This window comes from Acinetobacter pittii ANC 4050 (assembly GCF_000399685.1).
GTDB lineage: Bacteria > Pseudomonadota > Gammaproteobacteria > Pseudomonadales > Moraxellaceae > Acinetobacter > Acinetobacter pittii_E.
In genome coordinates this window covers 3,644,196-3,669,269 of the sequence record NZ_KB976987.1, presented here as the reverse complement: position 1 = coordinate 3,669,269, position 25,074 = coordinate 3,644,196, and the positions used below count along the sequence as shown (strand labels likewise).

At 40.0% G+C, this 25,074-nt stretch carries 22 protein-coding genes; 10 read left to right on the top strand and 12 right to left on the bottom strand.

Going from position 1 to position 25,074, the window contains the following annotated elements:
* Positions 1-82: 82 nt before the first annotated feature.
* Positions 83-1,315 (bottom strand): carbohydrate porin, encoded by a 1,233-nt coding sequence (oprB, locus tag F931_RS21040; protein ID WP_080648594.1) that lies wholly within the window; start codon positions 1,313-1,315, stop codon positions 83-85.
* 155 nt (positions 1,316-1,470) lie between these two features.
* A complete protein-coding gene (gene amacR / locus F931_RS21035) occupies positions 1,471-2,589 on the bottom strand; it encodes a CaiB/BaiF CoA transferase family protein (RefSeq protein WP_016143098.1) in 1,119 nt (372 codons plus the stop codon).
* 210 nt (positions 2,590-2,799) lie between these two features.
* On the opposite strand from amacR, the gene F931_RS21030 reads away from it, so the two are divergent.
* The 5 genes from F931_RS21030 (at position 2,800) to yjjU (ending at position 8,636) form a co-directional block, all read left to right on the top strand.
* A complete protein-coding gene (locus F931_RS21030; RefSeq protein WP_002116561.1) occupies positions 2,800-3,810 on the top strand; it encodes an AraC family transcriptional regulator in 1,011 nt (336 codons plus the stop codon).
* A gap of 169 nt (positions 3,811-3,979) precedes the next feature.
* Entirely contained in the window at positions 3,980-5,185 is a 1,206-nt protein-coding gene (gene fadA / locus F931_RS21025; protein ID WP_025470457.1) for an acetyl-CoA C-acetyltransferase, read from the top strand.
* 18 nt (positions 5,186-5,203) lie between these two features.
* Positions 5,204-7,339 (top strand): 3-hydroxyacyl-CoA dehydrogenase NAD-binding domain-containing protein, encoded by a 2,136-nt coding sequence (locus F931_RS21020; protein ID WP_016143096.1) that lies wholly within the window; start codon positions 5,204-5,206, stop codon positions 7,337-7,339.
* Positions 7,340-7,502: 163 nt separating this feature from the next.
* A complete protein-coding gene (locus F931_RS21015; RefSeq protein WP_001280981.1) occupies positions 7,503-7,760 on the top strand; it encodes a hypothetical protein in 258 nt (85 codons plus the stop codon).
* 15 nt (positions 7,761-7,775) lie between these two features.
* A complete protein-coding gene (gene yjjU / locus F931_RS21010; RefSeq protein WP_016143095.1) occupies positions 7,776-8,636 on the top strand; it encodes a patatin-like phospholipase family protein in 861 nt (286 codons plus the stop codon).
* A gap of 29 nt (positions 8,637-8,665) precedes the next feature.
* Here yjjU and F931_RS21005 read toward each other — a convergent pair whose 3' ends face one another.
* Both F931_RS21005 and gstcD read right to left on the bottom strand, forming a co-directional pair.
* Positions 8,666-9,085 (bottom strand): GNAT family N-acetyltransferase, encoded by a 420-nt coding sequence (locus F931_RS21005; protein ID WP_016143094.1) that lies wholly within the window; start codon positions 9,083-9,085, stop codon positions 8,666-8,668.
* A gap of 12 nt (positions 9,086-9,097) precedes the next feature.
* On the bottom strand, positions 9,098-10,309 hold the full coding sequence (gene gstcD / locus F931_RS21000) for a class I SAM-dependent methyltransferase (protein WP_016143093.1): 1,212 nt from the start codon (positions 10,307-10,309) through the stop codon (positions 9,098-9,100).
* Positions 10,310-10,436: 127 nt separating this feature from the next.
* Between gstcD and trhA the strand changes: the two genes are divergently transcribed.
* Both trhA and yhjE read left to right on the top strand, forming a co-directional pair.
* The gene (trhA, locus tag F931_RS20995) at positions 10,437-11,078 is read left to right on the top strand and encodes a PAQR family membrane homeostasis protein TrhA (protein WP_031945569.1); all 642 of its coding nucleotides are present in this window, start codon (positions 10,437-10,439) and stop codon (positions 11,076-11,078) included.
* 132 nt (positions 11,079-11,210) lie between these two features.
* On the top strand, positions 11,211-12,521 hold the full coding sequence (gene yhjE, locus F931_RS20990; RefSeq protein ID WP_016143091.1) for an MFS transporter: 1,311 nt from the start codon (positions 11,211-11,213) through the stop codon (positions 12,519-12,521).
* Positions 12,522-12,587: 66 nt separating this feature from the next.
* Here the strand turns inward: yhjE and F931_RS20985 are convergent, their stop codons facing one another.
* Positions 12,588-13,031: a hypothetical protein gene (locus tag F931_RS20985; RefSeq protein WP_016143090.1), complete on the bottom strand. Its 444-nt coding sequence runs from the start codon at positions 13,029-13,031 to the stop codon at positions 12,588-12,590.
* 130 nt (positions 13,032-13,161) lie between these two features.
* Entirely contained in the window at positions 13,162-15,882 is a 2,721-nt protein-coding gene (gene secA / locus F931_RS20980) for a preprotein translocase subunit SecA (protein ID WP_016143089.1), read from the bottom strand.
* A gap of 406 nt (positions 15,883-16,288) precedes the next feature.
* On the opposite strand from secA, the gene F931_RS20975 reads away from it, so the two are divergent.
* The 3 genes from F931_RS20975 (at position 16,289) to F931_RS20965 (ending at position 18,544) form a co-directional block, all read left to right on the top strand.
* Positions 16,289-16,939 (top strand): peroxiredoxin, encoded by a 651-nt coding sequence (locus tag F931_RS20975; RefSeq protein WP_005050084.1) that lies wholly within the window; start codon positions 16,289-16,291, stop codon positions 16,937-16,939.
* 214 nt (positions 16,940-17,153) lie between these two features.
* Positions 17,154-17,966, top strand: a complete 813-nt coding sequence (locus F931_RS20970; protein ID WP_212749813.1) for an MBL fold metallo-hydrolase — start codon at positions 17,154-17,156, stop codon at positions 17,964-17,966.
* On the top strand, positions 17,963-18,544 hold the full coding sequence (locus F931_RS20965) for a dual specificity protein phosphatase family protein (RefSeq protein WP_016143087.1): 582 nt from the start codon (positions 17,963-17,965) through the stop codon (positions 18,542-18,544). The genes F931_RS20970 and F931_RS20965 overlap by 4 nt, the downstream gene beginning before the upstream one ends.
* Positions 18,545-18,689: 145 nt before the next feature.
* Here F931_RS20965 and F931_RS20960 read toward each other — a convergent pair whose 3' ends face one another.
* The 6 genes from F931_RS20960 to F931_RS20935 form a co-directional block, all read right to left on the bottom strand.
* On the bottom strand, positions 18,690-19,619 hold the full coding sequence (locus tag F931_RS20960; protein ID WP_016143086.1) for a DUF6929 family protein: 930 nt from the start codon (positions 19,617-19,619) through the stop codon (positions 18,690-18,692).
* A gap of 87 nt (positions 19,620-19,706) precedes the next feature.
* The gene (locus F931_RS20955; protein WP_016143085.1) at positions 19,707-20,804 is read right to left on the bottom strand and encodes an SPOR domain-containing protein; all 1,098 of its coding nucleotides are present in this window, start codon (positions 20,802-20,804) and stop codon (positions 19,707-19,709) included.
* Positions 20,795-22,081, bottom strand: a complete 1,287-nt coding sequence (gene folC, locus F931_RS20950) for a bifunctional tetrahydrofolate synthase/dihydrofolate synthase (protein ID WP_016143084.1) — start codon at positions 22,079-22,081, stop codon at positions 20,795-20,797. Before folC ends, F931_RS20955 begins: the two co-directional genes overlap by 10 nt.
* Positions 22,078-22,974, bottom strand: a complete 897-nt coding sequence (gene accD, locus F931_RS20945; protein WP_016143083.1) for an acetyl-CoA carboxylase, carboxyltransferase subunit beta — start codon at positions 22,972-22,974, stop codon at positions 22,078-22,080. Before accD ends, folC begins: the two co-directional genes overlap by 4 nt.
* Positions 22,971-23,774, bottom strand: coding sequence for a tryptophan synthase subunit alpha (gene trpA, locus F931_RS20940; protein WP_016143082.1), 804 nt, complete (start codon positions 23,772-23,774; stop codon positions 22,971-22,973). Before trpA ends, accD begins: the two co-directional genes overlap by 4 nt.
* Positions 23,775-24,020: 246 nt before the next feature.
* Positions 24,021-25,070 (bottom strand): AraC family transcriptional regulator, encoded by a 1,050-nt coding sequence (locus tag F931_RS20935; protein WP_016143081.1) that lies wholly within the window; start codon positions 25,068-25,070, stop codon positions 24,021-24,023.
* Positions 25,071-25,074 lie beyond the last annotated feature (4 nt).

Here is a 25,074-nt window from a genome sequence, read left to right as displayed (position 1 = left end):
GCATAAAGAAAAAAACGGAAGGTCAGGATACTTCAATCAATGAGTTAGCCCTCGACAATCCGTTTTTTCGGAGTAATTACGCTTAGAATGCGGTTGAGAATTTAATGCCGCCTACCCAAGTGTTATCACCATTTTTTAATGCACCAACATGACGAACATATTGCACATTTGGACGAATAGTTAGCCAGTTCGTCGCATGAATACCGTAGTAAAGCTCGGTATTGTATTCGGTGTCATATTCTTTAGTTTGAACATCGTTCCAATCATCATTGATATGGATACGAGCCACACCGAGCGCCAACTCATCTTGAGGACGTTGATTAAGCAAACCTTTATAGACTAAGCCTACATTTTGCATATTATCAATTTTGTTGGTGTCAGAGTCGTGGAAAGTCAGGTTGACAAAACCTGTTAAACCGCGATCTGTTTGATCAGCAGGCTGGAATAATTTTTGTTTTGCAGTTACCCATACACCTTGTTTATGAGAGTTTTTGGTTTCATCTGCAATTTCTTTGGCGTCAGCAGTGCTGTAGTAATAACCTAAACGGTATTCACCCGCCATACTTTGAGCACCTAATTTAGGTGACCAAACCACTTCGGCAGGAATAATTGCACCGTGAGAACCATCAGTACTTAAGTTAAAACCTTTGCCTCGCTCCAGATTTTCCGGGTTGTATTCATATACACCAACTTGGGTATATAAGTCAGGTTGCAAGTTATATTTAACACGCATTGCCCATTGGCTAACCGGCCAGTTATACCACTGATCGCCCACCCAGTTACCGACTTGCGAACCACAAAGCGCCAAGTTCTGGAAATCACAATCAAAACTATTAAAGTCTTCACCTTCACCAAAACGACCGACTTTAACATCTAATTTTTGATCCATGAATTTTTTCTTAATCCACAAATCAGTTAAACGCCAAGTTTGCTCACGCCCCCACACTTCTTGTGCCGAGCTTAAGTGCCCTGCTAAAGCTGGTGAATGTTCAGAAAGTGACTGCCCATCACGATAAGTCAACGTGATTTGAGCTTCAGTATCTTGCCAACCTAAAATTTTATTTAGGTCAAAATGAGTTCCTAATGCCAGTTGCCCCGTATAAGCACTACCATGCGTAGATGTATTTTTTGAATCTAAAATACCGGCATATTCGCCGGTATATCCAAAAGAAAAATCATAACCTTGTGCTTGTAACGCAGTGCGTTGACCGTTCCAATCACCCAACATCCAAGGACTATTTGGGTCGAATGCAGCAGCAGCTTGTGCATGCTGTATAAAAAGAGTAATTGATAAAACGGATAAACAAGAAGCCATCAAGGATTTATGTGTTTTCATGTTTACATACCTTTTATGTCTTTGTTTATAAAGGGTACGCTAATTTTATGTAAAGAAATTATTCAAAATGTTAATCGATTGATTAATCTAATAATAATTTTAATACACATTGTATAAGAAACGGCCTTGGCTCTTTACCAGCGTCCTTCACCAAGTTTTTGACCAATAAAGGAATATCTCATTTTCGATCTTGAAAACTTAATTGGACAAGCCAATTGTGGTTCTGTATCGGTCGCATTATTTTGCAAAGGTACATCCACAATCCATCCACGTTCTTGTGCTAAAGGCGAGTTTAGGGACTCAGATAGGCTTAAAACAGGTTCTACACATACATCAAGATTTGCGAAAATTTCATGCCATTCTTTAAATGTTTTGCTTTTAATTTTCTCTTGAATTGCTTGTTTAACTTCCTGTCTGTCTTCTACATCCAAAGAAGCACCTTTTTGTAATAATAAAGGTAAATCAAGAGCTACTGACAAACCAGACATAAACTGTGGCTCAAGACTACCTATTGAAAGATAACGCCCATCTTGAGTCATATAATAGTCATAGAAAATGCCACCATTAAGCATGCCATGCTCAGGAGCCTGTTCAACTTGTGCCGCAAGTGTAGCGGATGCGGCCATACTATTGAGGCTAGCAACACAGTCAGTCATAGAAATATCAATATATTGCCCCATTCCACTACGTCCGCGTTCGACGACCGCAGCCAAAATCGCAATGACCGCATGAAGTGAACCACCCGCAATATCTGCAACTTGTATACCGAGCGGAGGCGGACCGCTGTCTTGTCGACCACTATATCCAGCAATACCAGCTAAAGCTAAATAGTTTATGTCATGCCCAGCTCTGTCTTTATAGCTTCCTGTTTGTCCGTATCCTGTAATTGAACAATAAATGAGACGTGGATTAATTTCGGCAAGTGTCGCGTAGTCTAATCCGAGACGGCGCATGACATCTGGTCGGAACTGCTCTATGACAATATCAAACTCAGAAATTTTGGCTTTGATCAGATCAATACTCGTCTTATCCTTTAAATCTAGAACAATCGACTGTTTATTTCGGTTTAGATAACTATGTGCTGTTGCTTGACCATTTGCATATGGTGGCATGATTCGGATTAAATCAGGACGTGATGGAGATTCGATATGGATGACTTCGGCTCCCATATCGGCCAGATACATTGTTGCAAAAGGTCCTGGTAAGAGCGTCGAGAAATCGAGAACTTTAAGTCCATTTAATGCTGTCGTCATCGTATTTTTAACCACTATTATTCGAATTTTCTTTTATATTAGTTAAGCAAATATAGTAAAACAATGTCATGTTCAGCCATTTACCTTGATCATTTCGGCAATTTAACATGTAAAAAGTGCTTTTACTCTGTTGTAAATCGCCAATTTATTTTTTTAGACGGTCATTTAGGTCAATTTAAAGTGAACATCAAAGAGACTGAAGGATTCAATATGAGTCGCGATACGATTAGCATCCACTTCGTGAATGCGGCTTTGACAGGCGTAAAACGCCTTGGCATGGATGTTGAAATGCTCCTTTCACATGTGGGTATTGAAGCAGAATTATTACGTCAACCTAAAGCTCGAATCTCACCAGAACAATACACTCGTTTTATAAAAATGTTGTGGATGGTCACACAGGATGAACACGTTGGATTTGACGTACAACCACGTCGTCTGGGCACTTTTGCCATTATGTGTCAGTTGATTATTCACGCAAAAACATTAGGACAAGCCCTTGAACTATCATCTCAATTTTATAAATTATTTGGTGATGAATGGTCGGTAACACTAGAACGTGACAAACACGAAGCACGTCTCGTTCCTCTTATTCCAAAAACTTTAGATCCAGATCATTTCATTACTGAAAGTATGCTCATGATTTGGCATGGTCTGGCATCATGGTTGATTGAACGCCGTTTGCCATTAGAGCGTGTTCATTTTAGCTATCCACGCCCTGCACATGCAGATGAATATGATGCATTATTTTTTGCACCAGTCATGCAGTTTGATGCACCGCGTACTGAAATAACCTTTGCAGCCGATTATCTTGATTTGCCAATCCGTCAAGATGAAAAAACGCTGGAAGAGTTCTTAAAAGCAGCACCTGCTCAGCTTTTAGTAAAATTCAAAAATACCAATTCGCTAACTTCTCGTATTCGTGAAGTGCTCAAAAGCCAGATTGGTGAAGAAATGCCAACGCTTAATGATGTTGCATCAATGTTGTATCTATCTCCTCAAACCTTACGTCGCCGCTTAGCTGCCGAAGGTAAAAGTTATCAAGGCGTAAAAGACGCTTTACGTCGAGATGCTGCAATTCACCTGTTACTCAACCCCGAGTTAACACTTGAAGACGTTGCTCAACAAGTTGGTTTTAGTGAAACCAGTACGTTCCACCGTGCATTTAAAAAATGGACGGGAGTAACCCCTGGCCTTTATCGCCAGCTACACGGTTACCATTAATACTTAAATCTATTTAGCTTTACATTTAGCCCAAGTTCAACTTGGGCTTTTTTGTATTTCTATTGGCAAAAATCATCACCTGATGGGTGCGCTTATCGTCATTGCACTCGCTCTTAAAACCAGTACACTCAAAACACAACAAAGTTTAAGTAATAAAAAAGGAACTGCTATGAGCGAGGCTTATATTATTGATGCCATTCGCACCCCACGCGGAAAGGGAAAAAAAGATGGCTCTCTTTATGAAGTAAAACCAATCACATTACTGACCACCTTATTAAATGAATTACAGCAGCGCCATCAACTCGATACATCTAAAGTTGACGACATTGTTTTAGGCTGTGTAACACCAATTGGCGACCAAGGTGGTGATATTGCTAAAACAGCAGCGATTGCAGCAGGTTGGAACGATGATGTTGCTGGGGTGCAAATCAATCGTTTTTGTGCATCAGGTTTAGAAGCAGTCAACATGGCAGCAATGAAAGTCCGCTCTGGTTGGGAAGATTTAGTGGTTGCTGGTGGCGTTGAATCAATGTCACGCATTCCAATGGGTTCTGATGGTGGGCCATGGGCTTTAGACCCAGAAACAAACCTTAAGTCATCATTTGTTCCACAAGGCATTGGGGCCGACCTCATTGCAACGTTAGATGGCTATAGCCGTGAAGATGTCGATAATTTTGCTGTGAAGTCACAACAAAAAGCGGCGGCGGCTCAATCAAATGGTTATTTCAATCACTCAGTTGTGCCAGTAAAAGATCACGCCGGTGTGGTGATTTTAGATAAAGATGAATTTATTAAAGGCAACACCACACTCGAAGGTTTAACGAAGCTCAACCCAAGTTTTGAAATGATGGGACAAATGGGTTTTGATGCAGTAGCTTTGCAAAAATATCCTGAAGCACAAAAAATCAATCATGTTCATCACGCAGGTAACTCATCAGGTATTGTCGATGGAGCAGCTGTAGTTTTATTAGCTTCTGAAAAAGCGGTAAAAGAACAAAATTTAAAACCGCGCGCTAAAGTTTTGGCGACTGCCCTAGTCGGTACTGACCCAACTATCATGCTAACAGGACCTGCTCCTGCCGCACGTAAAGCTTTAGAAAAAGCTGGCCTCACGATCGATGATATTGACCTATTTGAAGTCAACGAAGCATTTGCGGCGGTTGTTATGCGTTTTATTAATGAGCTCAACGTTCCTGTTGAAAAAGTCAACGTAAATGGCGGCGCGATTGCTTTAGGCCATCCATTAGGAGCAACAGGTGCCATGATTTTAGGCACACTACTTGATGAGCTTGAACGACAAGATAAAAAGCGCGGTTTAGCAACGCTCTGTGTGGGCGGTGGAATGGGTATTGCCACCATTATTGAACGCGTATAAAAATTAGGGATATAAAAGATGAGTGCAATTCAATACGAAAAAAATGCCGACAATATTGTCATTTTAACGCTTGATTCAACTGGTCAATCTGCGAACACCATGAATGCCGAGTTTCGTGACTCGCTCGATGAAGCGACTCAGAAACTTAAAGCAGAAACAGAACTTTCAGGTGTAATTTTCCGCTCAGCTAAAAAAACGTTCTTTGCAGGCGGTGATTTAGATGAGCTGATTCAAGTTCAGCCTGAACATGCGACTGAGTTTTTCAATATGGTTGAAAAGCTAAAAGGTCATTTACGTACAATTGAAACACTCGGTATTCCAGTGGTTGCAGCATTAAATGGCACAGCACTTGGCGGTGGTTGGGAAATCGCATTAAGTTGCCATCATCGTATTGCAATTAATGACCCGAAAAGTAAATTTGGCCTACCAGAAGTTACTTTAGGTTTGTTACCGGGCGGCGGCGGTATTGTACGTATGGTACGTCTACTGGGGCTTCAAAACGCGTTCCCATTTTTAATGGAAGGTAAACAGTTTGGTGTTGATAAAGCAAAATCTTTAGGCTTAATTCATGACACTGTCGAAAATGAACAAGAACTTTTAGATAAAGCAATTGCTTGGATCAAAGCCAATCCAAAATCTCAACCGCCTTTTGATGTGAAGGGTTATAAAATCCCAGGTGGTGATCCAAAAACGCCAGCAGTTGCACAAATTCTTGCAATTGCACCAGCCATGTTAAGAGACAAAACTAAAGGTTGTTACCCTGCCCCTGAAGCGATTATGGCTGCCGCAGTTGAGGGCGCTCAAGTTGATGTCGATACCGCCTTGCGTATTGAGTCTCGCTACTTTACTCAGCTTACCACAGGCCAAATTTCTAAAAATATGATCGGCACTTTCTGGCATGGTTTAAATGCAATTAAGTCTGGTGCAAGCCGCCCTGCCGACGTTGCAAAATGGCAAGCTACTAAAGTTGGTGTGTTGGGTGCAGGCATGATGGGTGCAGGCATCGCTTATTCAACAGCCATTAAAGGCATTCCAGTTGTACTTAAAGATGTATCTATTGAAAATGCAGAGAAAGGCAAAACTTACTCACAAAAGCTCTTAGATAAACGTATATCACAAGGCCGCATGACGGCAGAAAAACGTGATCAGGTTTTATCGCTCATCACGGCTACAGCTTCTGCTGCAGACTTACAAGATTGTGATTTAATTATTGAAGCCGTATTTGAGAATCAAGAACTCAAAGCTAAAGTCACTCAAGAAGCCGAGCAATATCTAGCACCTAACGGTGTAATGGCTTCCAACACCTCGACCCTGCCAATTACAGGTTTAGCGCAAGCAAGTAAGGATGATAAAGCTTTTATCGGCCTACACTTTTTTAGCCCTGTCGACAAAATGCAGTTGGTCGAGATTATTAAAGGCAAAAACACCTCAAGTGAAACCCTTGCCAAAGCCTACGACTTTGTACAACAAATTGGAAAAACACCAATTGTCGTTAACGATAGCCGAGGTTTCTTTACGAGTCGTGTATTTGGTACTTTTATTCAAGAAGGTATGCGTTTGCTTGCAGAAGGCGTTCACCCAGCACGTATTGAAATGGCTGCACTGAAAGCTGGCATGCCAGTTGGACCCCTCGCTATTCAAGATGAAGTATCTTTAACATTAACAGAGCATGTTGCCAGTGAAGCACGTAAAGCCCTACAAGCCGAAGGAAAAGATTTACCTAAAACTTCTGTAGATGAAGTGGTTCACACCATGATTCATGAGTTAAACCGTAAAGGTAAAGCTGCTGGTGCAGGTTTTTATGAATATCCAGAAAATGGTAAAAAGCACCTTTGGGAAGGCTTAAACCGCTGGAAAAAAGATCATGATATTTCTGAACAAGATATGATTGATCGCATTCTGTTTGTACAAGCGCTAGATACCTTACGTTGTTATGAAGAAGGTGTATTAGAGTCTGTAATTGATGCCAATGTCGGTTCTATTTTTGGAATTGGTTATGCGCCTTGGACGGGAGGAGCAATTCAATTCCTAAATCAGTATGGTACTGATAAAGCACAAAAACGTGCCGAAGAATTGGCTGCAAAATATGGTGAACGTTTTACCCCACCTGCCTTACTAAAAGCCAAAGCTGAGCAGAAACAAAATATTCAATAACTTAGACTTACTGAATATTCAAAAACTGCATAAACCTTACCCATATAAATATATTTTATTTATATGGGTTTTTCTTTATAACCTTTAAGATTTCAGCCCCCACCTAAATATGCTATAAATAGACTTCATTTTTGTGCTTCTACAGCACATTCGAGAAATCCTTATGTCCGATAAAAATTCTTCCGAGTCAGCAATTTTAGGCTGGAAATTTGTTCTGATCGTTGGTGTCTTAAGTGCGATTTTCCTTGGTTTTTTCTATTTAGCGATGAGTAATGAACCTGACTATATGCCAGGTGCACAGCGTAAAGCTCAACAAGAGCAAATGCAGCAAAAGGCTGAACACTCTACTGAGCAACACGCTCAACATAGTGACAATATGCCTGAAATGGATATGCAAGAACACAAGCAATCAACTCAGTAATTAGATATTTTTCAAATGACAGATTTTTCCCGTAATGCACTGGTTGTAGAAGGTGGAGGCATGCGCGGTGCCTTTACCAGTGGTGTACTTGACGCGTTTTTACAACAACAGTTCAACCCTTTCGATTTATATGTTGGTGTATCATCTGGCTCAACCAATGTCGCCAACTACTTAGCAGGCCAGCAAGGCCGCACGCTAACCTTTTATATTGATCATTCACTCCGTCCAGAATTCATCGATTACAAACGCTTTTTTAAAGGCGGCGATTTACTTGATTTAAAATGGATGTGGGAAATTGGTGAGCAAGAGCACCCACTTGATCAACAAAGTCTTTTTGCCAAAAATCCAGATTTTTATATGGTATTGACCCATGCCAAAACGGGTCATGCGGAATATCTTCGTGCAGGTAAAGATAATTTACTCAATGCACTTCGTGCTTCTAGCTCCATTCCAGTTTTAACGCGTCATCCTGTTGATATTATGGGTGAACCATATTTTGATGGTGGTGTTGCAGATGCCTTACCCGTTCGCTGGACGGCTCAGCAAAGTGGCGTCAAAAAACTGTTAGTTTTACGCACTCGTCCGAAAAACTACTTCAAGGCAAGTAGTCGAGGTGATCAATTCCTCGCAAAATACGCTTTTAAACATCATTATGGTTTTGCAAATAGTTTGCGTAGCCGCTGTGCTCGTTATAACGCTTCAGTAGATTTTGTTCGTGGTGAAAATCCAGACCAACAAATTTTAGAAGTGTGTCCACCGCCACTTAAAAATATGGCTGGCCGTTTAACTACCAATCCGAAAAAGCTTCGCTACAGTTATGAAGTTGGTTTAGAGACTGGCTTACAAGCCATCGAAAGTTGGAATGCAATGAAATAAATTAAAATTGAGATTTCTAAAAAGAAGTCTCAATTTAACTCTAAAACCATATCAATATGTGGAATGCCACAGTCTTGGTAAACTTCGCCTTGTACTTTAAAGCCTAAAGCTTCGTAAAAAGCGGTCACATAGGTTTGCGCCGAAAGCTTTAAGTAAGGCAATTTATGATGACGCGCATATTCAATAATATACTGCATTAAAATTTTACCTATACCCTGCTTTCGATAAGGCATTAAAACAGCAACACGCCCTACGCTATGCTGCGGTAATAGACGTGCTGTAGCGATAGGCTGTTCTTTGTCATAGACAATAAAATGCAAAACTATGGCATCCAAGTCGTCCCATTCATCTTCAGGTGCAATTCCCTGTTCTTGAATAAAGACTTGCTCACGGATGTATTTCGCATCTTTTCCGAGTTGTTCCCAATCACTCTCTATAATTTTATACATCCGCTCACCGTCCTAGCACTTGCAGCCAATATTTTCGATTGGTAACTGATCTTGTAACAGCAGTTCTAGTGTGTGTTTCTTAATCCCATACATTTCTTTCAATGCTTGGATTTGAGCCATAATTTTGGCATCAGGTTGAGAAACATTTTTGCGCTTTGTTGCCAAAATCATTTTGTTTTTACTGGTATGTTCAAGCGATACAAACTCAAAAACTTTGGTTTCATAGCCATACGCTTTTAAAAGTAACGCACGTAAAGTGTCGGTTAGCATCTCGGCTTGTTGCCCAGCATGAATACCAAACTGTAACATTGGCTGTAAAACTTCTGGGCTATGTAATTGTGGGCGCAACTCTTTGTGACAACAGGGCGCACACATAATCATCGAAGCGTTTAAACGAATTCCCGTGTGAATGGCGAAGTCAGTCGCAATATCACAAGCGTGTAAAGCAATCATGACGTCTAGCTTTTCTGGTTGATAACTGCGTACATCACCTTCAAAAAAGTCTAAATGGTTAAAATGCACTTTGTCTGCAACATTTTGGCAAAACTCCACCAAATTACGACGCAGCTCTACACCCGTAATCAATGGTGTTTTCTGTTGTTGTTGCAGATAATCATACAAAGCAAAAGTTAAATAACCTTTCCCCGAACCAAAATCGACAATGCGTAACTCTTGTTGAGATGCATCAATCTGTTCATAAGCACTCGCAAAAATTTCGATAAATTTATTAATCTGTTTCCATTTACGAGCCATGCTTGGAATGACTTGAGCTTTTTCATCAGTAATACCCAGCTCTTTTAAAAATGCATTCCCCTGCTGTACATAGCGCTGCTTTTCACGGTCATGTGACTGAACCGTTTGTGTCGCATTTACCGCCTGCTTTTTACCCATATTCAATAGGGCTTTTTTCTTATTTTTTTTAAGTTGAATTTCTTGAGTAGTCGAAAATAAGTTTGCTTGCTTACACTGAGTGATTAATTGCTCAATCTGTTGTAAGCCTTCTTCAAATGAATAGTTTTTAGTCACATCTTGGGTGGTATAGTGATATAAAGCTGAAAGCTGTTTTTGTCCATGTAGCTCTACAACACGGAAAGTAATTTTTTCCAGCTGCGCCAACTCTCCCTTATATTGGCTCAAGATCAATCGCTCAAAAGCTTGTTGATCAAGCATTTGCTTGATTTCATGAAAGAATTGCTGTTCTTGCTCAAAGGAGAAAACCGACACGGATATACCTAAAAATGAAGACTCATATAAAATAGAAGTTTAAAGGGTCTAGGATTAAAAATAAAATAACTTTACGACTGTTTTGTATTTCTATACATTTGTATTTTTAATCAAAAAAATTAAAGTTATGAGTAAATCTGTGTTGGAAACTTACGATCCAAAAGAAGAACTATTTAATGCCTATAGTCATGGCGCTGGTGTTATTATGGCAGTCGTAGCTTCTATCTTTTTAATTATAAAGGGATCTTATCTTTCCACTGCTCAGTGGGTAGGTTTATGGGTATATTCATTTAGTCTTATTTTAGTTTTTACTAGCTCGACTCTCTATCACTTTGCCCAAACCCAAAATCTGCGTTACTGGTATAAAAAGCTCGACCATACAGCCATTTACTATTTAATTGCTGGCACCTATACCCCGTTCCTGAGCATCGCGATTCCTACACAAAAAGCTCATATTTTGCTTATTGCACTTTGGAGCATTGCTGCAATTGGTACACTTTTCAAGTTAGTTTTCATTCACCGCTTTCAGAAAATTTCTTTACTTGCTTATGTTCTTATGGGGTGGCTTGCTGTTTTTGTTATGGATGATATGCGTACTTATTTAAGCAAAGATGCATTGATTTTCTTAATCATTGGCGGATTAGCTTATACGGTTGGAGCATTGTTTTACGCGTTAAAAAAGGTAAGATATACCCATGCGATCTGGCATATTTTTGTGCTTTTAGGTGCAGGGGCACATTTTCTTGCCATCTATTGGTACATAGTTTAATCCATTTTTCACTCATATTCAGTGATCCTGAAAGAGTCATGGATGATGTTCTTTCACGCTATTCTTTGAGAAAAATATGTCTTTAAAAAGAGTAGTAATTAAAAATAAATTTTAACTTATATAAGGACTTATATGGAGTCAACCTCTGCGACTGCTGCTCCTGTAGTAGCCACTAATTCAAAGACACGAGTTTTGTTTGCAAGCTTAGTCGGTACAACCATTGAGTTCTTCGACTTTTATATCTATGCAACAGCTGCCGTGATTATCTTTCCACACCTATTTTTCCCTGCTAGTAGTGGCAGTGCCGCAGTCTTACAATCTCTGGCAACCTTTGCAATTGCCTTTATTGCTCGCCCTATTGGTGCTGCACTATTCGGCCATCTCGGAGACCGTATTGGCCGAAAAGCAACTTTAGTTGCAGCTTTACTGACCATGGGTATTTCGACCGTATGTATTGGTTTGCTTCCAACCTATGCCCAAATCGGAATTGTCGCACCATTACTATTAGCCGTTTGTCGTTTAGGACAAGGTCTAGGCTTGGGCGGTGAATGGAGTGGCGCAGTACTATTAGCGACTGAAAATGCCCCAGAAGGTAAAAGAGCATGGTATGGCATGTTTCCACAGCTAGGTGCTCCAATTGGCTTTATTCTAGCAACAGGTTCTTTCTTATTATTAAGTGCAGTTATTCCTGAGCAAGCATTCATGCAATGGGGCTGGCGCATTCCATTTATTGCCAGTGCTGTATTGGTTATTGTTGGCTTATACATTCGCTTAAAGCTTCATGAAACTCCAGCTTTCCAAAAGGTTTTAGATAAGCAAAAAGAAGTTAATATTCCATTTAAAGAAGTATTAACTAAACATACAGGTAAACTTATTCTTGGCACAGTTGCAGCAATTTGTACCTTTGTCGTGTTCTATCTTACTACCGTATTTGCTTTAAACTGGGGAACCACAAAGCTTGGCTATGCACGTGGTGAATTCTTAGAACTTCAACTCTTTGCTACACTTTGCTTTGCCGCATTCATTCCTTTATCGGCTATTTTTGCAGAAAAATTTGGTCGTAAAACAACTTCTATTGGGGTTTGTATTGCTGCTGCGATTTTCGGCTTGTTCTTCTCTAGTATGTTAGAGTCTGGAAATACCTTAATTGTCTTCCTTTTCTTATGTACTGGCTTGGCAATTATGGGCTTAACCTATGGTCCAATTGGTACAGTTCTTTCTGAACTTTTCCCAACTTCAGTTCGTTATACAGGTTCAGCATTAACTTTTAACTTGGCTGGTATTTTTGGTGCATCTTTTGCCCCACTCATTGCGACTAAGCTTGCTGAAACTTATGGTTTATATGCGGTTGGTTATTATCTTACTGCTGCATCACTTTTATCACTCATCGCGTTCTTACTCATTCGTGAAACAAAAAATGATGATGTAAATAACCAGATTTAAAGTTTTAAAAACACCCCATAAAAAAGCCGGTTCAAAATTGAACCGGCTTTTTTATACATATATGTCTTAATTCATTGTTGCTGGATTTGAAGGTGCCATACTATTTGATACAGCTGGAGCTGTAACATTGCTTGCTGCAACAGCTGCTGGTCCTGCTACGGCTGCTTCACCGATTAAAGCCACTTTTGCTTTTTCTTGGCTCTTTACAGAGAGAGCTGGGTTAGTTGCCACAATACGATTGATGTTTGCTGAGTTTGCTGGAGCAATCGCAGTAGTTTGTAAAATAATTGGGCGATTATTTGTGTTTCCCAACGTATAGCGAATACCGGTACGTGGGCTAATCACTGTAGTATTTTCTTGCTTCACTACAGCTTGAGCCGAAGTTGGGCCTTTTGATGCAAGAACTTTATCAACCGTTGTCGTTTGAGGGGCTGAAGCTGTTTCTGCTGCGAAAACAAAACTAGGCACAGCAAGAACAGTTAAAAATAAAGGTTGTAATACTTTTTTCATTGTCTTTCCAACATACACTCTGGATGAGAAGTAAATATCATTTAATGCTTAAAACTGCAAACATTATTCACAGGCTTACTACAAACATAAAAAAAGCAGAACAATTGTTCTGCTTTTTTGTGAAGGCAGATTAGATCTTACCGTGACATTGCTTATATTTTAGTCCTGAACCACATGGACATGGCGCATTGCGACTTTCTGGAACAGGGAAAGTTTGCTGATCGGCAGACTCGTTCATGGTTTCTTGAGAAAGTGTAACTTCACCAGTTAAACCATCTACATCATCATGTTCAAAAGAAAGCTTCATTGATTCAGCTTGCTGCTGCTGTTGAGCTTCCATTTCTGCAAGTTCTTCTGGTGTTGGGATATGTACACGAGACAAATCAGTTACAACATCAGTTTTAATAATACCCAACATATTTACAAACAGGTTGAAAGCTTCTTTCTTATATTCCTGTTCAGGATTCTTTTGCGCATAACCACGTAAGTGAATACCTTGACGCAAATAATCCATTGCAGCTAAGTGGTCTTTCCAATGGCGATCAAGAGAGTTTAAAACGAAATGACGTTCAAGCATTGCTGCCGATTCGTCACCCATTTGAGCACGGCGCTGACGATAACGCTCAATCACTTCATCGCTAATGCGCTCAACTAAACCTTCTTCATCTAAACGACGATCTTGGTCTAACCATTGTTGAATTGGCAGCTCAATACCTAAATCAATACGTAAAGCATTTTCTAAACCTTCCACATCCCACTGGTCATGAATTGACTCTGGTGGAATAAAGTTAGCAATCATGCCTTGCATCACTTCACGATGCATTTCTTCAACATATTCTTTTAAGGTATTTTCAGCTAATACTTCATCACGTTGTGAATAAATAATCTTACGCTGTTCATTATTCACGTCATCGTATTTCAATAAGTTTTTACGAATATCGAAGTTACGCGCTTCAACTTTACGCTGAGCATTCTCAATCGAACGGCTCACCATTTTATGTTCAATCGCTTCGTCTTCTTTCAAACCCATCGCGCGCATCATACCAACGACACGGTCGCCTGCGAAAATACGCATAAGGTCATCTTCAAGAGACAAATAGAAACGAGAAACACCAGGGTCACCCTGACGACCGGCACGACCACGTAACTGGTTATCAATACGACGTGATTCATGGCGTTCAGAACCAATAATATGCAAACCACCCGCTTGCAATACATCTTCGTGGTCCTGCTCCCATTGTGCTTTCAGACGTGCTTCATCTTCTGCAGTTGGGTTCTCTAGTTTGGCAAGCTTAGCTTTCCAGTTACCACCCAAGATAATGTCCGTACCACGGCCAGCCATGTTAGTTGCAATCGTTACTGCATTCGGGCTACCCGCCTGAGCAATAATGTCCGCTTCACGCTCATGCTGCTTTGCATTCAACACTTCATGGTGAATACCAGCTTGCATTAACTTAGAAGATAAAATTTCACTGGCTTCAATCGTTGCCGTACCAATCAGAATCGGAGCAACACCTTGCTGACGAATATTCATAATTTCTTGAATAATCGCGTTATATTTGCCGTTACGGTTTAAATAAATTAAATCGTTTTGGTCGTTACGAATCATTGGGCGATGCGTTGGAATAATCACAACATCAAGGCCGTAAATTTCTTTCATTTCCGCAGCTTCAGTATCAGCAGTACCTGTCATACCTGAAAGCTTTTTATATAGACGGAAATAGTTCTGGAATGTTGTTGTTGCTAAGGTTTGGTTTTCAGGCTGAATTTCCAAGCCTTCTTTTGCTTCAACAGCTTGATGTAAACCTTCTGACCAACGACGACCCGGCATCGTACGACCCGTATGTTCATCAACAATAACGACTTCACCCTCATGAATAATATAGTGAACATCGCGTTGGAACAGGAAATGCGCACGGATAGCAGCCGACACATGATGAACAAGATTTAGGTTTGTTGCTGAATATAAGCTTTCGCCTTCGGCCAACAAGCCCATTTGAATAAGTTCTTGTTCAACAGTTTCATAACCGATTTCGGTCATTTCAACTGAACGCTGCTTTTCATCAATCCAGAAATGCCCACCATCTGCTACTTTTTCTTCTTTTTGCGGATGTAATTTAGGTGGAATCGTATTGATTGCACTGTAGAGGTGTGAAGAATCTTCACTTTGACCAGAAATAATTAATGGTGTACGTGCCTCATCAATCAAGATGGAGTCAACTTCATCGATAATGGCATAGTGCAAACCACGTTGTTTCTTTTCTGCTAAAGAAAACACCATGTTGTCACGAAGGTAGTCAAAACCAAATTCGTTATTGGTACCGTAAGTAATATCAGCAAGGTAAGCTGCCGCTTTTTCTGATGGACCTTGCATTGAATAAATCGTACCAATTGATAGACCCAAAAACTCAAATAATGGGCGGTTCAACTCGGCATCACGCTGTGCCAAATAATCGTTCACAGTAATGACATGTACACCTTGGCCACTCAAAGCGTTTAAATAACATGCCAAAGTACCCATGAGGGTTTTACCTTCACCAGTACGCATCTCGGCAATCTTACCTTCATGTAAGGTAATACCACCAATTAACTGAACGTCATAGTGACGCATACCCATCACACGTTTAGCGGCCTCACGACACACTGCAAATGCTTCTGGAAGTAATTTATCTAAACTTTCGCCATTATTATAACGTTGTTTGAATTCTGGAGTTTTTGCAGATAAGTCTGCATCGCTTAAAGCTGATATCGTCGGCTCGAGCGCATTGATTTGCTCAACAATTTTGCGCATGCGTTTGAGTTCACGCTCATTTTTTGTACCGAAGATACCTCCGATCAGACTTGCCAACATGGATAAACTCTCTAAATCTTGCTTGGTCAAATGAATAAACTTTTTCTCAGTCGTTTATTATGGTGCCAGAAATTTGAAGTACAAGGGGTTTGCACAAAACCCCTAAAAAAAATCTGATAGTTAGATGAACGGTTTTTCATTCATCTAATCTCCCCTTAATGTGCCGAGCACCAAAAACACACCATTAACGCTCATCGATTAAGCATAACTTCCGAGAAATCTAATTTAGCAAATTTACCTTAAAGTTACATTGATTAAGCAGTTAAAATAATGAGTTTTAGTCATATATATTTACACTTATATAAAAAATTCATAATAAAATACAAAAACAATAATTTTAATCATAAAGAAAATGCTGCATATTCTTTTGATCGAATAACAAATTATGAGCAATTGAGGAACGATCATGACACTACGATTAGGAGATACTGCTCCCGATTTTCAACAAGAATCGAGTGAAGGCACAATTAATTTTTATGATTTTTTAGGGGATAGTTGGGGGATTTTATTTTCGCATCCAGCTGACTATACACCCGTATGTACAACTGAGTTAGGTTACACAGCAAAATTAAAAGATGAATTTACGAAGCGTAATGTTAAAGCGATTGCTTTGTCAGTAGACGATGTAGAGTCTCATAAAGGCTGGATCAACGATATTAATGAAACACAAAATACAACTGTCAACTTCCCCATCATTGCGGATAAAGACCGTAAGGTATCTGAGCTCTATGGCTTTATCCATCCTAATGCCAGTGAAACACTGACGGTACGCTCATTAGTGATTATCGATCCTAACAAAAAAGTTCGCTTAATCATTACCTACCCTGCTTCAACTGGCCGAAATTTTAATGAAGTCTTACGTGTTGTTGATTCTTTACAGTTAACAGATAAGCATAAAGTCGCTACACCAGCGAATTGGCAGCAGGGTGAAGATGTCGTTATTGTGCCATCACTTAAAGATGAAGAAGAAATTAAACAGCGCTTCCCTAAAGGTTATACGGCTGTTAAACCTTATTTACGCCTCACACCACAGCCTGAAAGCAATAAAACCGACTAAAGGTTTTATTGCTTGCAAGACAAACGCAGTGCGTAGGCAAACATCTGAAAGGTTCCCTACAAGACAAGCAAAGCGCGTAGGCACAAGAGATTAAATATCACACCTTAAAAAGTCATCCAACGCGGTGGCTTTTTTATTTATGTATTGAATACTCATGGTTTTTATTGTTCAGATCAGTTATAACTCGGACCGATTCGGTAAAAAAATAAAAATCATGATCTATAAAATTCATCATTTAAAGTGTGGCAGCATGTGCCCGGTTTGTGCCCCATTGTTTGGACAAAAGGGGTTCCGAGCTGAGGTAATCTGTCATTGCCTTCTGGTTGAAACTGATCGAGGCTTAGTACTTATCGATACGGGCTTTGGCTTGCAAGACTACTTACATATGAAGCAGCGCTTAGGCTCATTAGTGAAACGTCTAGGCAAGATTGAGCATAATCTTGAATTTAGCGCGATCCAGCAAATCCAAAAGCTCGGATTTAGCCCTAAAGATGTACAGCACATCTTTGTTACTCATCTTGATTTTGATCATGCAGGTGGAATCTCAGATTTTCCTCATGCCACAGTCCATGTTTTAGCATCAGAGTATAACGCAGCCCAACTTCCAAATTTTAAAGGCAAACTTCGCTATAGAACCAATCAATATAAAGATCATCGATATTGGAACTTTGTTGAATATCAAAAAGGTGAAGCATGGTTTAACCTCGAAAAAGTAAAAGGTTTCCCCCTGTTTCAAGATGAAATTTTAATGGTACCGCTACTAGGTCATTCGGCTGGACATTGTGGTATTGCTATAAAGCAACAGAATCAATGGTTATTATTTTGTGGAGATGCTTACTACTCACACCTAGAGTTAAATCCTAAAAATAAATTAAGATCGCTCAATCTGCTGGAAAAAACATTTGCAGAGGATAATGAAAAACGTATTTTCAACCTCAAACGCTTACAGCATTTAGCTCAACATGAGCCAACAATTGAAATAATTTGTGCTCACGACCCTGATGAGCTGAAACGGTATCAAACATGAAGAAATTATCGCTCCTTACACTTGTGATCTGTATAAATCTACAAGGCTGTATGCAGCACGAAAGTATTGCTCATGAGCATCGACCACAAGATTGGGGAAGCTTAGTTTCTCAAACCCATAACTTTTACCAAATTAGTAATGATGTTTTTCGCAGTGAACAACCAAATGCTGCCATGATTTCAGAATTAAAGAAGAATCAAATTGGAACGATCATTAATTTAAGGGCCAAAGACGCAGATACTTTAGTTTTTAAAAATGAAAATTTTAATCTTGTACACATTCCTATCAACACATGGGCAATTAACCGACAAGATTTATTAGAAGTCATGCAACAAATCAAAATGGCTAAGCAGAATGATCAACGCGTTTTATTGCATTGTTACCATGGTTCAGATCGTACAGGGGCCAGCGTTGCCATGTATCGCATTATTTTTGAAAACTGGGCAATTGATGATGCAGTTAAAGAAATGAAACACGGGGGTTATGGTTATCATATTATTTGGAAGAACATTGACCGATTATTTACCCCTGAAAATGTAAGATGGATTCAACAACAACTATCGAATTCTAGCAGCTAAAGACTCGAGTGTTTTTGTATACAAACCCACTTATTAGGCATATAAATTGGCTCAATTACCCACTTATTTATCATTTTCATTTTTATTAAATACATCGAAAAATATACATTTAAAAAGAGATAACTATCAAAAATATGTTTTATTTTTATGATTTTCCCAAAGCGGCGTTGCTAAGCAATATCTTCAAAATCTCAGAATCACCACCATCACTATCTGTTACTAATAAAAAGACTTCGCCATCAGATCTCGACTCAAACCAAGTAATCCCTTCAACCTTGATTGGCAGCGTCTGTCCTTTCGCATCTTGAATCAAATGAGTCGCTAAAGCTTTACCATCAGGTGAAAACACCAAGATAAAACTTCCTAAGACAGCACCATCATCATAGGTATTGAGTGTTTGTTCGACCGTAGCTGTAGCAACAATCAAATTTTTATCCGCTAAAAAACAAGCATCTGAAATGCCGCTTGCTGAACCATCAAGCTCAGCTAAGCTCAGTTTGAGGGAATGTATAAGTGCATTTGCTAAGGATTCTCCTGCTTGAATTTTGATTAAATCAAAGATTAAAACCCCATGATGGCGATTTACGTTACCACGTTGAAAAATATAGAGATAACAATGGTCCGAACATAGGGCTTCTATATTGAGATCAGCCCCACCTGTTAACTCACCCTGATGCTGCAAAAAATCATAATCAACCGCATCCAAGAAGGTCCTGACCTGATCATTGGCAGGATTATAGAGTAATGCTCGTTTTCGATTGTCTGTAGAACCCGAACCCATCACCAAAAGCTGTAATTGTCCGTTCCAACTTATGGAGGTTAAAGCTTCAAAATCGGGTTTCTGTTCTTTGGTTAATACACTGAGCGGTATTTGCTCTGAAGGATCAAATAATGGAATTTTTTCAAAGACCTTTGCATCGGCCATGTTCTGGGTTCGCTTGATTCTTAATAGATAAGGGAGATTATCGCCAACAAAATAAACATCCTCCCCCGCACAAGCAACTCCAGACAGCGCGCTAATCATTGAATTTTGTGCAAAAACAAATTTTTCTAATATTTTAATTGTTGTATTCATCTTCAAGATCCCCTATTGAATGGAACACTCCTCACAAGAATACAGCCTTTGAAGTGTTCCTGATTTGATTTAGGGGATGATCAGCCTTTATCGCTGATCAAGCGGCACCCAGTCAATTACCCAAGCTGATTTCATATTTAAGCTTGAATCAGAAGTAATTTTCTTACGAGCTGCATCTGCTGTATCACGGTCTTTCGCAGGACCAACCATAATACGGATTCCCTTACTGGTTGGGCTTGTAGTTACCTTATAGCCCTTAGCTCGTAATTTAGAAACCACTGCATCTGCATTTGCTTGGTTAGCAGCCAGAGCCACTTGAACCATCCACTTTTTATCACCGTTTTCAAGCAGTTCACGCGCCTTTTCAGCTTCAGCTTTTTTCTCAGCTTCCGCTTTTCGTTTAGCATCAGAAGCTTTTTTATCAGCTTCTGCTTGGCGTTTGGCTTCGGCTGCTTTCTTATCAGCCTCTGCTTGGCGTTTGGCTTCAGCTGCTTTCTTGTCTGCTTCTGCTTGGCGCTTAGCATCTGCCGCTTTTTTATCTGCTTCTGCTTGGCGTTTGGCTTCGGCTGCTTTCTTATCAGCTTCCGCTTGGCGTTTGGCTTCAGTTGTTTTTTTGTCCGCTTCTGCTTGTCGCTTAGCATCTGCCGCTTTTTTATCTGCTTCTGCTTGGCGTTTTGCTTCAGCAGCTTTTTTGTCTGCATCTACTTTTGAAGTAGCAGTTGTTTTATTCACCGTATTGGTTTGCTGGTTTTTAGCTTTCGCCTCACCCACTAACTCTGGTGGAATATTATCTGAACTTTCTTGAGCCGCTGTACGACGTGCATTAATTGCAGCGTACTCTGCTGCGGCTTTACGAGCAGCATCAGCCTCAGCCTGCTGCTGCATTGCTAAAAACTCAGCTGCACGTGCTTCTTGTTCGGCAACAGCCTTTTCACGCGCACGACGTTGTTCTTCAAGCAAACGTTTTTCAGTTTCAACATCAACCGCAAGCGGTTGTAGTTGTACCATTTGCCCTTCAGTTGTCTGTTTTGGTTTAGTTTGAGTTTTTGGCGATGTGGATGCGGATGGTTGAACTTCAACCTGTTTTATTTCCTCATTTCCTTTTAGAAGTAATGCTGCCAATAAAACACCACCTCCTAGTAAAACAACGCCACCCATCCAGCGTTGTTTGTTATTCATTGACATTCTTCCAAATACTCCCAAATCGCTTCTAAAGTATGAAACGAACCACAGGCCAAAATCAGCTGATTGTTATTTGTTTGCTCAAGCGCTGATTTAAAAGCCTCTTTGATATTGCCATATTGTTGTACTGTCTGGCCTTGCAAGGCATCATTGAGTTGCTGAATCGATGCAGCACGCGGCACATTCAATTCAGCAATTTTCCAATGTAAAACAGTAGGTTTCAATAAATCTACTACTGATTTTATATCTTTATCTGCCAGCATTGAAAATACTGCGACAACTTCTGTGTACTGTTTATTGTATTCTAAGAAATTTCGCAATTGCTTTAACAAAAATTCAACACCATGAGGATTGTGTCCGGCATCAAAAATTACCGTTTTCCCATCCACTTGGCGCTGTTCAAAACGCCCTGCTAAGCGAGCAGATTGAATACCTTTTTCTAATGCTGACTGAGAAATCTCAAGTCCGCTATTTAAAATGGCAGCAACTGCCCCAGCAATATTTTCAATCGCTAATGTACCTAACGGAAGTGTTAAAGTAGTTCCTTCCGAAGCAAAGTACCAGTTTTGTCCATCATCTGCGAGCTTATAAAAATAATCACGATTAATGGTATATAACTCTGCTTGTGTACTTTGTGCTTTATCTTGAATTGCTTGTGGTAATGGCTGTTCACCTGCAAAAACAACCGGAATATGTGGACGAATAATACCTGCTTTTTCAAAAGCAATTTTTTCGATGGTATCGCCTAACCAGTCTGTGTGATCTAGGCCAATATTAGTAATTACTGCAATGTCGGGATCAATCACATTGACGACATCTAAACGCCCGCCCAAACCGACTTCGAGCACCCATACATCACATTGTTGTTGTTTAAAAATAACAAAAGCAGCCAAAGTGGTTGCTTCAAAAAAAGATAAGCTTAAATCGCAATCGCGACGAGCCTGATCGACTTGAACAAAAGCATCAATCAGACTTTGATCATCGACTTCGACTCCACCTAATTTGACTCGCTCATTAAAGCGATAGATATGCGGTGACTGATATAGCCCAACTTTATAACCTTGTGCGTTTAATATCGCAGCCAGTGTGGTTGTCGTTGAGCCTTTACCATTCGTTCCAGCTACTGTAAAAACTTTAGCATGAGGCTGAGTTACACCCAGCTTTTCTGCAACAGGAATTACACGTTCCAGACCAAGATCTATCCCTGTAACGTGAACATGGCTCCAATAATTGAGCCATGTATCTAAAGAGTCTATTGAAAGTGGAGCTTGTTGGTTCAAGGTAAGTTCATCAATTTCGATACAAGTCGAGATACAGTATCACGTAAAGCATGACGATGAACAATCTGATCGATTACACCATGATCAAGCAAATATTCAGCACGTTGGAACGGTTCTTCAAGAGTTTCACGTACAGTTTGCTCAATTACACGTTTACCAGCAAAGCCAATCATCGCTTTAGGTTCAGCAATATGAATATCACCCAACATTGCTAATGAAGCTGTTACACCACCATATACAGGATGTGTTAACACCACGATATACGGTAAGCCAGCATCTTTTAATTTTTGAATCGCAGCAGAAGTACGCGCCATTTGCATAAGCGATAACATACCTTCTTGCATACGCGCGCCACCAGAAGCTGCGAAACAGATTAATGGTTGACGTTTTTCAATTGCAAGCTCGGCAGCCTGTACAAAGCGATCACCTACAACCGTACCCATTGAGCCGCCCATAAAGTCGAACTCAAAAGCACATGCAATCATATCCACGCCATTTAAGTTACCTTGCATGGCAATTAAAGCTTCCGTTTCACCAGTTTTAGTTTGCGCTTCACGCATACGATCTGGATACGGTTTAGAGTCAACAAACTTTAGTGGATCTTTGGCACTAAATTCTTGACCCAATTCAGTTACAACATTGTCGAAGAACCAGTTCAAGCGGTCACGAGCTTTCATTCGTAAATGTTCATCACATTGCGGACAAACATACGCATTGAAAGATATTGCTGTACGTGTCACTAGTGCATGACATTCAGGACATTCAATCGTTGGCTCAGTAAATGTTGCTTTGAGAATTTGTTGCTCATCTGCGACCTCAATACCTGGAACCGGACGTTTTGTCCATGGTGTCGAAGGGCTAAGAACTTTCCCTGGTTTCACTTCTTGATTCATACTAACTCATCGAGCGCTGCTCGAAGCTCCTTGACTTTACTCACCGTCTGTTCAACAGCGTCATCCGCTGCCAACGTTGCAAAATTTTTAACGAAAGCACTACCTACAATCACGGCATCAGCAACGTTACCCATTGCTTTTGCTGAAGCGGCATCACTAATACCAAAACCAACACCTACTGGAATATCAGTAGCACTTTTGATCTTTTGAATACGTGCAGCAGCTTCTGCCGTATCAAGTGTTGCGGCTCCCGTTACACCTTTCAGTGAAACGTAGTAGATAAATCCACTTGCCTGATTTGCCACATGTTGAATGCGTTGATCTGTAGAAGTTGGTGCAAGCAAGAAAATTTGGTCCATATCATGTTGTTTCAACACAGCACCAAATTCTTTTGACTCTTCTGGTGGTAAATCCACAAGTAATAAGCCATCTACACCACATTGTTTCGCATGAGAAACAAACTTCTCGTAACCAATCACTTCAACCGGATTTAGATAACCCATTAAAACAACAGGTGTTTCCTGATCCTGCTCACGGAACTCTTTTACCATGTTAAGTGCATCCAACGTATTGGTCCCTGCTGCAAGCGCACGTTCAGCTGCAAGCGCAATTACCGGGCCATCAGCCATTGGATCTGAAAATGGTAAACCAAGTTCAATGACATCTACTCCTGCCGCAACCATTTTATGCAGTAACGGAACCGTTACTTGTGGCTGTGGATCACCCGCCATAACATAAGATACAAGCGCTTTACGTTGTTGGGACTTAAGCTTTTCAAAACGGGTGGCAAGACGTGACATAGGGTTGTGCTTTCCTTGAATTATTTAAAATTGAGGAGTTGTTTGTAGAAATACAAGAATATCGCATTTTAACGCTATTTTTTGTCCATTGAACAGCTCTAACATTATGGCGATATTCGATTGTATGATTCATACAACCCATGGCGTACATTTATCAATATTTTGAAACTTTTCTCAATGATCAAAGCTTCCTATTTTCGAGCCATTATTAGACCCCGAATGAACAAAAAAACCACCACCAAAAAGTTATTTCTCAATATTTTTATGCGCGAGTTGTAATTGCCTTTTACGTGTGAGTAAAGTTTGTCCTGTCAAATTTTTATGGGCACGTGCAAGTGCTGACTGATCCGAATATCCCAACTGTTCAGCAATTACAGTCAGGCTTTCATTTTGGTGAAGTAATATTTCACAGCGTTTCATACGTTCATTATCTAAAATTAATTTAAATGAAGTATTTAACGACTGTAGTTGGCGTTGTAAGCTTCGTACTGAGATATTCAACTCAATAGCAATATCCTCTATTTTCGGGGCTTGTTGCTTGTGCTTAAAATATTCATGAACAATCCAATGTATTTGCTGAGCTAAATCTGTATGTATTTTCCGCTGAGCCAATGCCTCTTCTGCCTGTTTCACCAAAAGTTGCATTAGCGTTGGGTCTGCCTGACGAGGGCGAACACTTAATCCTTCACTTGCAAAAGTTAATGCATAGTAAGGTTGCTCAAATGATAATTTGCATTGAAAGAAACGCTGATAATGTACTAATGCTCCACGGGAGCGGTGCACAAACTCAACATGCTGCAAGAGGAAATCATGAAAAGGAGCAATTTGTTTAGCAAGTTGTACCATAGCAGCCAAAGTTAGCTCACAAAGTATAATATTGCTGGCATCAACCAAAGGCCAATACAAACGGATGCTAGAAGTATCTTGTTCGATTTTCATAGGCACGACTTGCTCACCGTCAATAACGAGACGATGAAATTTCATGACATATTCAAGAACCTCTGCGAAACTGCCGCTTCGAGAAGCCATATAACCCAATACACCAAAATTGGCAGGTGTAATACAAGTTGCCATTTCCAAGGCCAAATTAGAAACTTGTAGACGAGACTCTGTCAGCTCTAAAAGTTCAAGAAAAAAGTGTAAAGAAGATTGAGCATCAATAGATGAAGCTAAAATATTTTGAACCTGACGGGCCTGAACGTCCGTAAGATTTAATCCCTGCCAATCGATTCCTTTTTCTTTTAAGTAAGTATTCCACAGATAAAAATAGCCATTTGAAATCGTAAAATCCTGCATGGCT

Excerpts from the sequence above, each read along its gene's own strand:
- F931_RS21020 (WP_016143096.1), top strand. The coding sequence starts at position 5,204 with ATGAGTGCAATTCAATACGAAAAAAATGCCGACAATATTGTCATTTTA.
- F931_RS20965 (WP_016143087.1), top strand. The coding sequence starts at position 17,963 with ATGAAGAAATTATCGCTCCTTACACTTGTGATCTGTATAAATCTACAA.
- F931_RS20970 (WP_212749813.1), top strand. The coding sequence starts at position 17,154 with ATGATCTATAAAATTCATCATTTAAAGTGTGGCAGCATGTGCCCGGTT.
- F931_RS20985 (WP_016143090.1), bottom strand. The coding sequence starts at position 13,031 with ATGAAAAAAGTATTACAACCTTTATTTTTAACTGTTCTTGCTGTGCCT.
- trhA (WP_031945569.1), top strand. The coding sequence starts at position 10,437 with ATGAGTAAATCTGTGTTGGAAACTTACGATCCAAAAGAAGAACTATTT.
- fadA (WP_025470457.1), top strand. The coding sequence starts at position 3,980 with ATGAGCGAGGCTTATATTATTGATGCCATTCGCACCCCACGCGGAAAG.
- secA (WP_016143089.1), bottom strand. The coding sequence starts at position 15,882 with ATGTTGGCAAGTCTGATCGGAGGTATCTTCGGTACAAAAAATGAGCGT.
- F931_RS21015 (WP_001280981.1), top strand. The coding sequence starts at position 7,503 with ATGTCCGATAAAAATTCTTCCGAGTCAGCAATTTTAGGCTGGAAATTT.
- F931_RS20960 (WP_016143086.1), bottom strand. The coding sequence starts at position 19,619 with ATGAATACAACAATTAAAATATTAGAAAAATTTGTTTTTGCACAAAAT.
- yjjU (WP_016143095.1), top strand. The coding sequence starts at position 7,776 with ATGACAGATTTTTCCCGTAATGCACTGGTTGTAGAAGGTGGAGGCATG.
- yhjE (WP_016143091.1), top strand. The coding sequence starts at position 11,211 with ATGGAGTCAACCTCTGCGACTGCTGCTCCTGTAGTAGCCACTAATTCA.
- trpA (WP_016143082.1), bottom strand. The coding sequence starts at position 23,774 with ATGTCACGTCTTGCCACCCGTTTTGAAAAGCTTAAGTCCCAACAACGT.
- F931_RS21005 (WP_016143094.1), bottom strand. The coding sequence starts at position 9,085 with ATGTATAAAATTATAGAGAGTGATTGGGAACAACTCGGAAAAGATGCG.
- accD (WP_016143083.1), bottom strand. The coding sequence starts at position 22,974 with ATGAATCAAGAAGTGAAACCAGGGAAAGTTCTTAGCCCTTCGACACCA.
- F931_RS20935 (WP_016143081.1), bottom strand. The coding sequence starts at position 25,070 with ATGCAGGATTTTACGATTTCAAATGGCTATTTTTATCTGTGGAATACT.
- F931_RS20955 (WP_016143085.1), bottom strand. The coding sequence starts at position 20,804 with ATGTCAATGAATAACAAACAACGCTGGATGGGTGGCGTTGTTTTACTA.
- oprB (WP_080648594.1), bottom strand. The coding sequence starts at position 1,315 with ATGGCTTCTTGTTTATCCGTTTTATCAATTACTCTTTTTATACAGCAT.
- F931_RS21030 (WP_002116561.1), top strand. The coding sequence starts at position 2,800 with ATGAGTCGCGATACGATTAGCATCCACTTCGTGAATGCGGCTTTGACA.
- amacR (WP_016143098.1), bottom strand. The coding sequence starts at position 2,589 with ATGACGACAGCATTAAATGGACTTAAAGTTCTCGATTTCTCGACGCTC.
- F931_RS20975 (WP_005050084.1), top strand. The coding sequence starts at position 16,289 with ATGACACTACGATTAGGAGATACTGCTCCCGATTTTCAACAAGAATCG.